This window comes from Agrobacterium deltaense RV3 (assembly GCF_900013505.1).
GTDB classification, from domain to species: domain Bacteria; phylum Pseudomonadota; class Alphaproteobacteria; order Rhizobiales; family Rhizobiaceae; genus Agrobacterium; species Agrobacterium leguminum.
The window spans coordinates 1,354,343-1,366,790 of sequence record NZ_LT009746.1 but is presented as its reverse complement, the minus strand read 5'-3'; the positions used below and the strand labels follow the sequence as shown (position 1 = coordinate 1,366,790).

Annotated in this window: 7 protein-coding genes and 4 pseudogenes; 6 read left to right on the top strand and 5 right to left on the bottom strand. The window is 54.6% G+C overall.

Features of this window, described 5'->3' with window-relative positions:
- Positions 1-14: 14 nt before the first annotated feature.
- Positions 15-2,360: a calcium-binding protein gene (locus tag AGR7B_RS20630; RefSeq protein ID WP_080857733.1), complete on the top strand. Its 2,346-nt coding sequence runs from the start codon at positions 15-17 to the stop codon at positions 2,358-2,360.
- 38 nt (positions 2,361-2,398) lie between these two features.
- Complete coding sequence (locus AGR7B_RS20625; RefSeq protein ID WP_080857732.1) at positions 2,399-3,709, top strand: HlyD family type I secretion periplasmic adaptor subunit; 1,311 nt, start codon at positions 2,399-2,401, stop codon at positions 3,707-3,709.
- Positions 3,710-3,923: 214 nt separating this feature from the next.
- On the opposite strand, the pseudogene AGR7B_RS26285 reads toward AGR7B_RS20625, so the two are convergent.
- A pseudogene (locus AGR7B_RS26285) lies at positions 3,924-4,466 on the bottom strand (DDE-type integrase/transposase/recombinase); the annotation flags it as partial.
- A gap of 189 nt (positions 4,467-4,655) precedes the next feature.
- Here AGR7B_RS26285 and AGR7B_RS26450 point away from each other — a divergent pair.
- Complete coding sequence (locus AGR7B_RS26450; protein ID WP_280940465.1) at positions 4,656-4,784, top strand: hypothetical protein; 129 nt, start codon at positions 4,656-4,658, stop codon at positions 4,782-4,784.
- A gap of 17 nt (positions 4,785-4,801) precedes the next feature.
- Here the strand turns inward: AGR7B_RS26450 and AGR7B_RS26280 are convergent, their stop codons facing one another.
- Complete coding sequence (locus tag AGR7B_RS26280; protein ID WP_245317728.1) at positions 4,802-5,053, bottom strand: hypothetical protein; 252 nt, start codon at positions 5,051-5,053, stop codon at positions 4,802-4,804.
- A gap of 140 nt (positions 5,054-5,193) precedes the next feature.
- On the opposite strand from AGR7B_RS26280, the pseudogene AGR7B_RS20610 reads away from it, so the two are divergent.
- Both AGR7B_RS20610 and AGR7B_RS20605 read left to right on the top strand, forming a co-directional pair.
- Positions 5,194-6,318: pseudogene (locus AGR7B_RS20610) on the top strand (IS3 family transposase).
- A 39-nt stretch (positions 6,319-6,357) separates the two neighbouring features.
- Positions 6,358-6,795: pseudogene (locus tag AGR7B_RS20605) on the top strand (LysR substrate-binding domain-containing protein); the annotation flags it as partial.
- 481 nt (positions 6,796-7,276) lie between these two features.
- Here the strand turns inward: AGR7B_RS20605 and AGR7B_RS20600 are convergent.
- Entirely contained in the window at positions 7,277-7,696 is a 420-nt protein-coding gene (locus AGR7B_RS20600) for a MarR family winged helix-turn-helix transcriptional regulator (protein ID WP_080857730.1), read from the bottom strand.
- Between the two features lie 172 nt (positions 7,697-7,868).
- Here AGR7B_RS20600 and AGR7B_RS20595 point away from each other — a divergent pair, with 172 nt between their 5' ends.
- A complete protein-coding gene (locus AGR7B_RS20595) occupies positions 7,869-9,689 on the top strand; it encodes a chloride channel protein (protein ID WP_080857729.1) in 1,821 nt (606 codons plus the stop codon).
- Between the two features lie 222 nt (positions 9,690-9,911).
- On the opposite strand, the pseudogene AGR7B_RS26275 reads toward AGR7B_RS20595, so the two are convergent.
- Both AGR7B_RS26275 and AGR7B_RS20585 read right to left on the bottom strand, forming a co-directional pair.
- Positions 9,912-10,253, bottom strand: a pseudogene (locus tag AGR7B_RS26275) (RraA family protein); the annotation flags it as partial.
- A gap of 266 nt (positions 10,254-10,519) precedes the next feature.
- The gene (locus tag AGR7B_RS20585; protein WP_080857727.1) at positions 10,520-12,280 is read right to left on the bottom strand and encodes an ATP-binding protein; all 1,761 of its coding nucleotides are present in this window, start codon (positions 12,278-12,280) and stop codon (positions 10,520-10,522) included.
- Between the last annotated feature and the right edge of the window lie 168 nt (positions 12,281-12,448).

Sequence of the window (12,448 nt, the reverse complement as noted above, 5' to 3'; positions counted from 1 at the left end):
GAGGAGAACAGACAATGGAAGACAAACTTGTTCTTGGGCTGCCTGACGTAGCAGCCTCCATAGCGCCAAAGAACCGCTTTGAGGTTCAGGAGAAACCAGCCCCGCGCTACTGGAGCATTGTGAGCCCGGCAATCGCATTTGCCGCGATCGGCGCTTTTTTTGGAAAGCTTCATTCCGAAACGCACGTCGAGGCGCCGGATTCGCCGGATGAACGACAAATTCAAGACTCCACTGCCGAAACCGTCGCGAGTTCGAACGATGCTTCGACAAACATCGACATTATTGAGGAAGTCGCCGCGTATCTTCGCCAGGTTGCAGAGGAAGCTGGCCGTGCCGAACGGAAGGTAAGGTATTTTGCGGAAGGCATCCAGTTACCCTCCACCTTCCACGCAAGGGTCGACCTCAATCTCGAAAATCACACCTTTCGTTCGTTCCTTCAATCGCTTTCCGCAAACGACAATCATCAGGTCAGCGGTCACTTTGAGCCTTTGACGCGACTCGGCGCTTTGGGCAACGAAACCCCTATCGTCTGGCACGAAAGCGACCGTTGGGAACGTGGCGGCATTTCAACTGATGCACCGCGTTCAGATGAAAATCCGAAAGGCCACGACCTGCCGTCAACTGGAGGCAGTTCGCCTCCTACAAGCAATACACGCCCGAACAGATTGCCCGTGGTGGCCGGACGGGTGCTGCTCGATAGTGGCTTGATGAACCTTTCTGCACTGATCCTTCTTGATAATTTGGCATCGGCTGCAACCGACCCGGATGGCGACACCTTGTCGATCCGAAACCTGCAGGTTTCGTCTGGCGTCATACAGAGCTATGGCGACGGTAAATGGCTGTACACACCTGAGCGTGGCTACACAGGTGAAGTCACCTTCACATATGGCATTAGCGATGGAACCGGAGCTGTGCTGGGGACGGCGATGCTGGACCTCGTAAAAGCGGCGCCACACGCCGTTGAAGGTACCGATGACGATGATGTCCTACTGGGAACCCCCGAGGAAGACATAATTGCAGCCCTCGATGGGGACGATATTGTCCACGGACGCGAAAAGAACGACGTCATTTATGGCGGCGATGGAAACGACACGCTAATCGGAGGCACTGGAAACGACACAATCTACGGCGAGAGCGGCCACGACCGTATTTTCGGTGGCGAGGGCGACGACGTCATTTTTGGTGGTGAAGGAAACGACGAGATTTACGGCGAAGAAGGCGCTGACGTTGTGTCCGGCGGTGATGGCGATGACATTGTCAGTGGGGGATCCGGCAATGACCATATCTTCGGAGACGCAGGCAACGACCGCCTTTCCGGAGATGCAGGAAATGACCTGCTCGATGGCGGTGACGGCAACGACATGCTGTCGGGCGGTCTCGGCAACGACGCGGTAGTCGCTGGAGCCGGCAACGACACCATCGTCGTTGGCCCTGGACACGAGGAGGCGCGAGCACCAGTACAGCTCAATGCCGTTAGCGATGGTAACGACACATATTCTGGCGGTGATGGCTTCGACACGTATGACGCATCGTCGGCTTCTGAAGCAGTGGTCATTGACCTTGCCGCCGAGACTGCATCGGGTTCTGAGATTGGAACAGATCAGGTCGTTGGATTCGAGGCTGCAATCGGCGGCAGTGGAAACGACACGTTGACCGGCGATGACGGGAATAATTTCCTGATCGGAGGAACTGGCGACGATCGACTAACCGCAGGCAGCGGCAGCGATATCGTCAATGGTGGCGCTGGCGATGATACGGTAGTCGTTCTCTACACGAGCGACGGATCAAGCGATGGCGATGACAAATATTCCGGCGGTGAAGGGATCGATACCTACGACGCTTCCGCGACAATTACGGCAGTCATCATTGACCTTGAAGGTGGCACAGCAACAGGTGTTGAGATAGGGACGGATCAACTGGAGGGCTTCGAAGTCGCCATTGCAGGGCTCGGCGACGACGTACTGGTCGCCAATTCGGATATCAATTTTTTGACGGGTGGCGCGGGCAACGACGTCTTCATTTTCCGCTCGGTGGAAACCGTGTCCAACAACGGGCAAGGAACAGACAAGATACTAGACTTCCAGATCGGCGATCGGATCGATCTTTCCGATCTCGCAGATGAAATCGGCGGGCTGATGTTCGACCGCATCATGGGCGAGATCGATGACCAGCAGGATGTGCGGCGAATTCGCCTTTACAGCGAGTTTGCCGACGGCGAGACAGCCATTGTTCGCGCCGTCATCGATCTAGCGGGCGAACAAGACGATCTCGAGCTGCTGATCTACAGCCATCAGACATTGACAGAAGATGATTTCATTCTTGCGGCTCGCGATGAGGACGCAGGATTGGCACGGGCGTAACAAAAAGGGCGAAAAGCCATATCGGGGAGTCTGCTGAGATGATGTATGAAAACAAAAACACAAACACTCAGGTGCAATCCAATGCACAATCGTTCGGCATCGCGCCACGCGTCATCGTTTCAGGCATTCTGGCAGGATTCCTAGTGTTTGGTGTCGGTGGATGGGCAGTTCAGGCAAAACTTGCCGGTGCGGTTATCGCGCAAGGTCAGCTCGTCGTCCCCGATCAGGTCAAGACTATCCAGCACCGTGATGGCGGGATTGTCGCTGACATTCCTGTCGCCAATGGAGACACAGTAAAGGCTGGTGATGTGCTTCTGAGGTTTGACGAGACACAGACCCGGGTTGAACTGACGATCATCCGAAGCCAACTCGCCCAGCTCAGGGCGATGAAAATCCGCCTGGAGGCTGAGCGCGACGGTAAGGACACTATTGCATTTTCTGACGGTTCCATCGTCCCTGAGCTGGCGCATAACGAAACGAAGCTGTTTCAGGAAAACCGCCGAATGATCCTCAATCAGAAACAGCAGTTGGAAATGCAAATCTCTCAGCTCGAAGACCAGATTGACGGTTTGATCTCGCAGAGAAAAGCGAACGAAGCTGAAAAGAAGATCATCACCGAAGAGATCAGCGTCAGCGAGAGGCTCGCCAAAGGCGGGTTGATCAAGTTATCGGAATTTCGCGACCTCCAGAAGCAGGTAGCCCGTATCGATGGGACAACAGGTGAAGTGGCGGCCAGGGTGGCGGAGGCTGAAGGAGAGATTAGTGAATTGCGGATCAAGCTTCTTTCAATCGACCAGACGACGCGCTCTGAAACTCAAAAAGAGATTGTCTCGATTGAATCCAAGCTCGCCGAACTGGGAGAGCGAGAGATCGCAGCGCATGACCGACTGTCGCGAATGGAAGTACGCGCACCTGTTGATGGCTTTGTCTATGATCTGCAGATCCATACCATCAACGGCGTCATAGGAGCTGGAGCGACTATTATGTCCGTCGTTCCCAAAACTGACGACATGAAGGTCGAATTCCGGATCCCGCCCGCAGATGTTGATCGTGTCACGCCAGGACAGGCCGCCCGGATGCGGCTGACTGCGTTTAACAGTGCAACCACTCCCGAGGTGTTTGGGATTGTCGAGTTCGTCGCGGCAGCAACCGTGGTCGACAAGACCACTGGTCAGCCCTACTATCTTGCGACAGTTGATATGATTGACCAACAGGAAGTCATCAGAGACCTCAAACTCATGCCGGGCATGCCAATCGAGGTCTTCGTTCACACGGCTGAGCGCTCCGCGTGGTCGTACCTGACGAAGCCATTCACAGACCAGGTTATGAAAGCCTTTCGTGAGGAGTAGGATGTTCCTTTGACCACCAGCAATTGTTAAGCTCTTCGCTGTGAGCGACAGACGATAGTCAGCATCAGTGGTAAATTGGCAGGTGGGACAAAGATAAACTCAGAAGGATGCGAATACCTATCTTTATTGATCGGCGGCCGGCTAAGCAGCAGCTCAGACGTTCTTGGCAATAGACGCAGATTGAATAGCCACGAGTTGCGTAGACACTCTCGGGCTAGATTTTCAGCCGTTTTTCAAAATCGACGGGCGACAGTACCCCGTTACTGACGTGTTTGCGCTTCGGGACCGCATTGTCATGGCAGTTGCCGCGTCGGCTAATCGAATGAACCAGATTGGGGTGTCTGAGGAATGATGCCTAGTCCATGCTGGTGAAATGGCAGCCTTGGTCCGAGTGGGTCGGCACCCTGTCCTTCGGTTTGCGCCGCCACTCAGCCATTAGCAGAGCCTGCAATACGACGTCAGTCGTCTGGCCGCTCTGCATCGCCAGCCGATCACACGATGGGAATAGAGATTTATGACGACGGTAGGCCTACCACCATAAATGCCGGGGCGGCGTTTGTAGCCGATCTGCGCCTTGATCCTGGCGAGACGGATCAGACGCGTAACCCGTTTCGGGCAGCACGTCTATCCCTGATCGAGCAGAAGGCGACACATCGTCCGCGCCGAAAGCTGCAAGCGATTCAAAGCAATAAATGCGTACTTCACCTTGCATCCCTGGCGGAATGCGCTTTTTTAGAATGCCTCGCTTCTCGGTGACGCCCTTCGTCGGCTATGAACCGCCAAGAGTGGACATCGCCATGTGAGGGAATAAATGACCAAGTTGGGGCCGGAAGCGAACCGTCCGCTTCAAGGGTCAAAGAATAAAATTGCTGTCGTTATTCCAGCTAGCTTTGAAGCAGTTAGCCTTCGCCTGGCCGTCTAGTTCCGGCCTGACATGGCGCTGAAAATGCTCGACCATCACCTCGACCTTCTGGCTCAGGGCGGTCGGGTGCAGGGCCGCAAACCGGGCGACTTTTCGCTGCGCGCGGCGCGTATCCAGTTCCGGATCGTTGTCGATCTTTTTTCCAGGGCGTAATACGCCTTGTAAGTCAATTAGTTTTGAAGCACGTCGAGGATGAAACCCTCCTCGATCGCTTGGCGCATGGAGTAAAGGTGAAACGGATGCGGGAGGCCGTCCGTGCCGGTCGAGCCAAAACGCTCAAGCGTGACATTACGCGGCGTGACCGTGAAGGCGAAGTAGCTGATGTTCACCTGCGGGCCGCGCTGGCGCTGGTATTCTGCGATCAGGTCTTCGATCTCATCGGGTGTCCCGGCGTCTTTGTCGCGGCTGAGGGCATCGCTCAACGCCTGGGTGCTCTCGCCGGGCTGAGAGCCATGCGCCTCGTCTTTTATTGCAAGTCTAGTCAGCCTCAGCCAAGCGAGGTATGAATAGCCCCGCGATTTGTAGACACCTTCTTTCCTAATTTTGAGGCAAGAAGAGCATCATGGGCAAATCGAATTTCAGCGAAGAGTTTAAGCGTGACGCGGTGCGGCAGATCACGGAGCGTGGCTATCCGGTGGCTGAGGTGTCGCAGCGTCTCGGCGTCAGCCAGCATTCGCTGTATGAATGGAAGAAGAAGTTTGCTGGGTCGGACTCCAAGGGCAACGACGAGGCCGAGGAGATCAGGCGGCTGAAGAAGGAACTGGCTCGCGTCACTGAGGAACGCGATATCCTAAAAAAAGCGGCCGCGTATTTCGCCAGGGATGCAAAGTGAAGTACGCGTTCATTGCTTTGCATCGCTTGCAGTTTTCGGTGCGGACGATGTGCCGCCTTCTGCGGGTTCACCCGAGTGGATTTTACACCTGGCTGAAGAACCCGCTGAGCAGGCGAGCCAATGAGGACAAGCGACAGACCGATCTCCTCCTGAAGGCATGGGGAGAGCGGCAAGGTCTACGGTTATCGCAAGCTGCACGACGACCTTCTCGATCAGGGAGAGATGTGCTGCCCGAACCGGGTCGCGCGCCTGACGCGTCTCGCCGGGATAAAGGCGCAGATCGGCTACAAACGCCGTCCCGGCATCTATGGCGGCAGACCGTCTGTCGTCGTCGATAATAAGCTCGACCGGCAATTCGACGTAGCAGCTCCGGACAAGGCCTGGGTCACGGACATCACTTACATTCGAACCTGCGAAGGTTTCGCTTACCTTGCGGTTGTCATCGACCTCTATTCTCGCCGGGTCATCGGCTGGGCGATGCAGAGCCGACAGACCACGGACGTCGTATTGCAGGCTCTGCTCATGGCGGTGTGGCGACGCAAACCGAAAGACAAGGTGCTGATCCACTCGGATCAGGGCTCGCAGTTTACCAGCATGGACTGGGCCTCGTTCCTCAGGCACCACAATCTGGTTCACTCGATGAGCCGACGCGGCAACTGCCATGACAATGCGGTGGCCGAGAGCTTCTTCAATCTTCTGAAGCGAGAGCGGATACGGCGCAAAGTCTACCGTTCACGCGATGAAGCACGCCAGGACGTGTTCGACTACATCGAAATGTTCTACAACCCGAAACGCAAACACGTCAGGAACGGGATGCTGTCGCCCGTCGAGTTCGAGAAGCAGCAGAAAATCTAACCCGAGGGTGTCTACGAAACTCGGGGCTATTCACCCCTCGCCGATTCAGGTCTCATGTCTAAAAAGATCGCTAGTCTGCCAAGAACCTTGGTAGCCAATCCCGCCTTCCTAGCCAGCCATCCGAATATCAATCGACCTGAAGATCTCGCGAATGTACCCGCAGTGTCCATTCGCCGTGATCTGGTGGAATGGGATTTGCGTAACGCGGCGGGGCAGACTGCAACGGCACATCCCAAGATCGGATTTGCAGCTAACCGACAGACGATCCTGATCGATGCCGTCCTTGCAGGTCTTGGCGTAGCAAACCTACCGAACTTCATGATCGAGACAGAGTTGGCGACGGGCAGGCTCGCGCGGGTTCTGCCGGATTGGGACACGTCACCTGTGGAGATGACGGCACTCTGGCAGAAGGACAGGATCACCGGAAAGCTGATCAAGGCGATTGTGGCCGAGTTTGAAACAGCACTTGCGAAATGATCGGGGACTTACTTGTCGCCACCCGTGCAAGTGAGCATTTGGCCACCATCGGGCGCCGTTCAAAGACGTCCAAGTTGACAAGCTGTGAGGCTTGAAAAAGCGCTGTGTAAGTCAATTCTTCACCTATAGTCTGACGGTGCAAAGCCAGAGCGTTCTACTTCGATGCCACAGGGAAAGTTGTGACGAAATCTGTCCGGGTCAAGTCGCATCCCACTGGGGGAGGCGCGTCGTTTGTAGGTGGAAAAGTACAATGACTCGCAAGAATGTATTCTTCCCTAAGCTAATTCTTGTTACCAATTTGATATATATATATATGGATAAAATAGATCTATTCGCGTGCGGGATATGCGGCCCCTTCCCCTCAACATGAGTACAGGTAGTAGGCTGTATGGTCCTCTACATGCATCATAAGAAACCAAGTTTTCGCACCAGCCGTCGTGAACAAGCACACCGCCACAGCGATGCGTGTTGGCCCTTAGATTTAGGTCCGAGTGTCAGGCATCAGCCTCTCTAGTATCCTTATTAATTGGGGGGCCATCTCCCTGATCTCTTTCAAGTGGATAACGCTCAGGTCCCTCATTATGTCGTCCGCTTTTTTAGTGAGATGTAACGTCTGGCGTCGACGGTCGTTCGGGTCTGTTTCGCGGACAACGTAGCCTCCCGAAACAAGGCGATTAGAAAGCTCTGTCGCCGTATGCGGCGCGATGATCAAACGTTCCGCAAGGAGGCCCACAGTCATAACCTCCCCGAGCGCAAGGCCTTTGATCGCCAAGAGTGCCTGATGCTGCTGTGGCGGCAGACCCTGAGTCTGGGCTGCGGAGGTGCTAAACTCGGAAAACTTCCGGAGCGTATGTCGAAAAATCGCAAGCGTTTCATATTCCGACTGGGTTGGTTTATCCACGACACACGACCTTTCTTTTGAATCTCTTCCATTTCTTTATGGTTTGGGGTGGTGAATGCAATGCCTGGTTTGAAGCTGCGAGCAACTCAGCGGCCCTCATTGATTTATATCGTAATACGATGTAAATGGCCACGACCTTCGCATTGAAAACTCATTTCAAGGACATTCGGCGATGAAAGAACCAGAACCTAACTTCGCGTCTCACGACTTCGTCGGCGGCCTATCCCGGCGCCAATCCGGTGACTTCACCACGGACAGACGAGTTCTTATTCTCATCGCGATGGCCGTTCTAATCGGCTCTGCAGGCGCTTTCGCTGCCTGGATCCTTGTCAGCCTCATTCAACTCGTGACGAACGTAGTCTGGATGGGACGCGTTAGTACTGACGAAGTGAGCTTCGCAAATATTCAGCCATCGGTTTGGATGGTCGCTGCTCCAATTCTAGGGGGAATTGTGATTGGGCTTATGGCTCGGTTCGGGTCGGAGAAGATCCGAGGTCACGGTATCCCTGAGGCTATCGAGGCCATTCTCATCGGTGGCAGTAGGATGTCTCCCAAAGTGGCGATCCTGAAACCGCTTTCTTCTGCGATCTCGATTGGCAGCGGCGGACCCTTTGGTGCGGAAGGTCCAATCATCATGACAGGTGGTGCCATTGGTTCCCTATTTGCCCAGTGTTTCCAAATGAGTTCTGCTGAACGCAAGACGCTTCTTGTCGCAGGTGCTGCTGCAGGGATGACCGCAATCTTTGGCTCTCCGATCGCGGCAGTCATGCTGGCAGTCGAACTTCTTCTCTTCGAATGGAAACCGCGCAGTTTTATCCCTGTTGCAGTCGCCGCTGCGGTTTCGGTCACGTGGCGCCCGTATTATTTCGATGCGGGTCCGCTTTTTCCGACCCAATTCGGATTTGATTTGCCTTGGTGGAGCCTTTTGCTCTGTGTCGTGCTTGGGATCGTTTCCGGTCTGCAATCAGGGCTCATGACGAAGTTACTCTACAAGATTGAAGATCTGTTCGAGACCCTACCGATTCACTGGATGTGGTGGCCCGCGCTCGGTGGCCTCGTAGTTGGTCTAGGTGGCCTGATCGAGCCACGTGCTCTCGGTGTGGGCTACGACATCATCGCTGATATGCTTGGTAATCACATCGTGGCGAAGGCCGTCATTGCGATCCTGCTGGTAAAATCCGGCATATGGTTGGTGGCATTGTCATCCGGCACCTCCGGGGGTGTGCTGGCGCCTCTCTTGATACTTGGAGGCGCACTCGGATATCTGGTTGGTCTGATACTTCCAGGCGAGCCTGGCATATGGGCTCTGATTGGAATGGCGGCAATGATGGGCGGAACAATGCGCGCACCGCTGACCGGAATATTCTTTGCCGTCGAGATCACGGGTGATCTCACCATGGCGGTTCCTCTGCTCATTGGAACCGTAAGCGCATATTCTGTCACCGTGTTGATGATGCGTCGCTCAATCCTCACGGAAAAGATTGCTCGTCGGGGCCAGCATATCACCCGCGAATACGGGATCGATATGTTTGAACACATGCGCGCGGGCGAAATCATGATCCGAAACGTCGATACCCTGCCTGCATCAATGGCTGTCGTTGATGCAATCGAGTTCTTTACGTCCACGGCCGACAAGCACCGAAGCTATCCGGTCACCGAAGCTGATGGAAAGCTGATCGGAATGGTCTCTCGCGCTGATATCCTACTCTGGCAGCAAAGCGATCTTGAGCCCAGTCTGACGCTTGCAAAAATTCTTGGCCAGAGGAGCTTCACCGTTGGCTATGAGAACGATCCGGTCGGACATATCGCCGATCTGATGCTGAGCGAGAATACGGGTCGGGTCGCAATTGTCAGTGCGTCGACTCGGATACTCGTCGGACTGGTTTCGCGCAAAGACCTGCTTCATTTGCGCCAAACATTCCGGACTGCGGAATGGGAGCGGCAAACGTCGATCGGGAGACCAACCAGAAGTGTCTCGCCGAGCACGACATAGAGCGTGTACCGCTGTTGTGCTGTGGGTGCCGCATTATTAGCGGACCCCGCCCGCAATCATTGCCCATTTTCCGAGGTGTGCCTGAGATTTTGATTGTCCCGATGTTCGAGGCACTCCTACGCTCATTGAACGTGCGATGCTCGCAATGTTAAGACTGGCTGCGCAGTTTCCTCCACCGCCAGTCTTCGTAGGATGTTCGATACTTGCTCCAATGGAAGACTTTTCTCGCCATACGTCGAAACGGGTAAGCGTTTCCGCATTTGGAGGATAATCGCCGAGGGTAGACCTACCGGCTTCGATTTCGGCCTTCAGAAACACTTCCTGCTCTTCCATCGAGACAGCCTCGTCAGCAATCTCGGCAACGGATTTTCGAGGAATGACGATGACGGCCTCGCTGTCACCGAAAATAATGTCGTCGGGATAAACCGCGACACCACCGCAAGTAACAGGCTGGTTCATATCCGATGCATGACGGGCGACCAAGTTGGCAGGTGCGGCTGGACCGGTGCAATATCTCGGGAAGCCAATCTCTGCGACATCGGCTGTGTCGCGAACCCCTCCGTCGCCGCGGAGAAGCAATTTCAGGAGGCAAACCGCGCTCTTGATGGGATATGAACCTCCGGCCCTGTTATTCAAGAACTAGCGCGCTGAAACTGCTCAGCGGAAAACGTCCGTTTGTCATATGGAGAACGGCCGAACGGGGCCTGGAGCGGACAGAATCGTCCAGGGCTGTAACTTCAAAATGCTGCCGTGTGCCAAGTCCTCCAGACAACAGTCCCAAGCCCCGGCCGCGACGATAGCGCGGATTTCGTTTGTGACATCGACAATTCCTATTCGAAGGTTAGCGATGAAATCAGCCAGTTGAGTTCCGTGCGAGCGGACGAAAGCACGCTTGCGTAAGAACTAACCGTCGTCATGTCAGTCCCATACCTCTTGTCCATAGAGGCTGCAGAGCCCTTACCGATCATCAAGATCCTTAACGGACTGCTTGAGGTGATGGTCCCTGACAAGTCATCGCGATATTGCTCGGCCTGAGCAATGTCTTCCCGAGAAATTGGATGGTTGGGGCGTTTGAATTCAATCAGAAGATAACTGTCAGCTAAATCCTGCGACAACAAAAGATCAGGTCGTTTCGAGGCCCGCTCGCCCGTAAATTCCTTATCACTATAGTTCGCGATGACCCGTTTCAGGGTCAAGTTCGATGACATCAGAGCGTATTGGCGGCCGAGAAGCCACAAATTCGTCTCGAAGGCCTTATGGACGTCCTTTTCGAGGGTCGCTTCGTTGTCGATAAGCTCCTCGAGGTAGTCCAGAAATCTCACTCGCCTGGTCGCTTGAGCAGCGATCCCAGAGAGCTCAACCATCCCAAAATCTTCAAGCGCCGCTGCAAAGGAACTGACATCTGTCCGATCGGTGGCATTTATCCGCTCCAGTACGGCCCAGTAGGCGTCATGCTCCATGGCGTCGAGCGCGACTTCTGCGATCGTCGAAATGCGGTCTTCGCTTTCCCGATAGAAACGCTGCAAAATCCGGTGGAGGGCTTCCTCTGCGTAGCGTCGGCGGTGTTCGGGGAGGTCTTTCAGCCTAGCGTCCAACTGCTTCTTCAATCGAGCTAGCTGAAGGTTCATATCGCGAGAGTGGCTCTCCCTAAGCCCTTCTTTGACGATCGATTTTACATAGGATTGGATTTCCTGGAACGCCTTGCTATTTTCAACCACGCCGCCCCAATCGGCAGTTACGAAGTGGTCGCTACCCTCGAGTTCCACCTCTCCGTAGACTCGTTTCGACAACTTAAAGGGAATTTCCTCGTCATCATCTAGGCCAAACATCATTGGCTTCCCGACGACCTTCCCGTCCACCTTCAGCACTATGCCCGGAGCCTTAGGGGCCTTTTTCCCGTCCGCGATTGTGAACTTCAGTCGAACTGAGCCGCTCTCCGTAAGCATCTGCTCAACTTCCCGCGATACACCAGGAACATCGTCGACGGATAGCTGCGCCTCGTTCACAAATACTTTGAAAGACTCCTCCCGGCCGTACTCATGCACGAGGATTTCTCGAAATCGGTCCGGCGTTGGGAAATTCAAACGGCTATCGAGACCGGACAGAATGATTGTAGTGCCTGCAGGAGCTTCGCCTCCATCCTCCTCGATGAATGGTAGCGGCACTGCCTCCAAGTCGTTCTCGTTCTCGGCCAGGACGAGTTTGTCGATGGTCAGGCTGCATTTCCGACCTCGCGCGACCGCTGAAACATCCATCCGACTTGCCAATGACAGGCCAGCGAACTTACCGATGCCCTTGCGACCCTTGACCTTCCGCTTGAGAAGAGGCGTCCGTTCGCCTGTACGTGCCCGCTTATCGCTGGCGATGTTCAGGTATTCGTTCCTCATTTCCAGAGATGTCATTCCCGAACCGTCGTCGCGGACGATAATCGGATCAGACGACATAGGCGCCGGCAATGTGATCCAAACATTTTTGGCGTCAGCGTCCCATGCGTTGTCGACCAGTTCCTTTAGGGCTGCTTCACTCGATCGATAGGTTTCACCCAGAAGTCTTGTCAGTCGTGTATTAACCGAAAAATGTACGTCGTTCATAAAACGAGTTCCCCAACCCCCATGTAAAATCAGAGGTAGCAGAAGAAATAAGTCTCTGTAACCTTCATCGATGAGCTCCCACAGGAAACAACGCGGCGCGGCTTAGCCGCGCAAGTAAATTGACCCTTGAGGTCGACTGCAATCTCGCACTGGACTGGACGTCGCGTT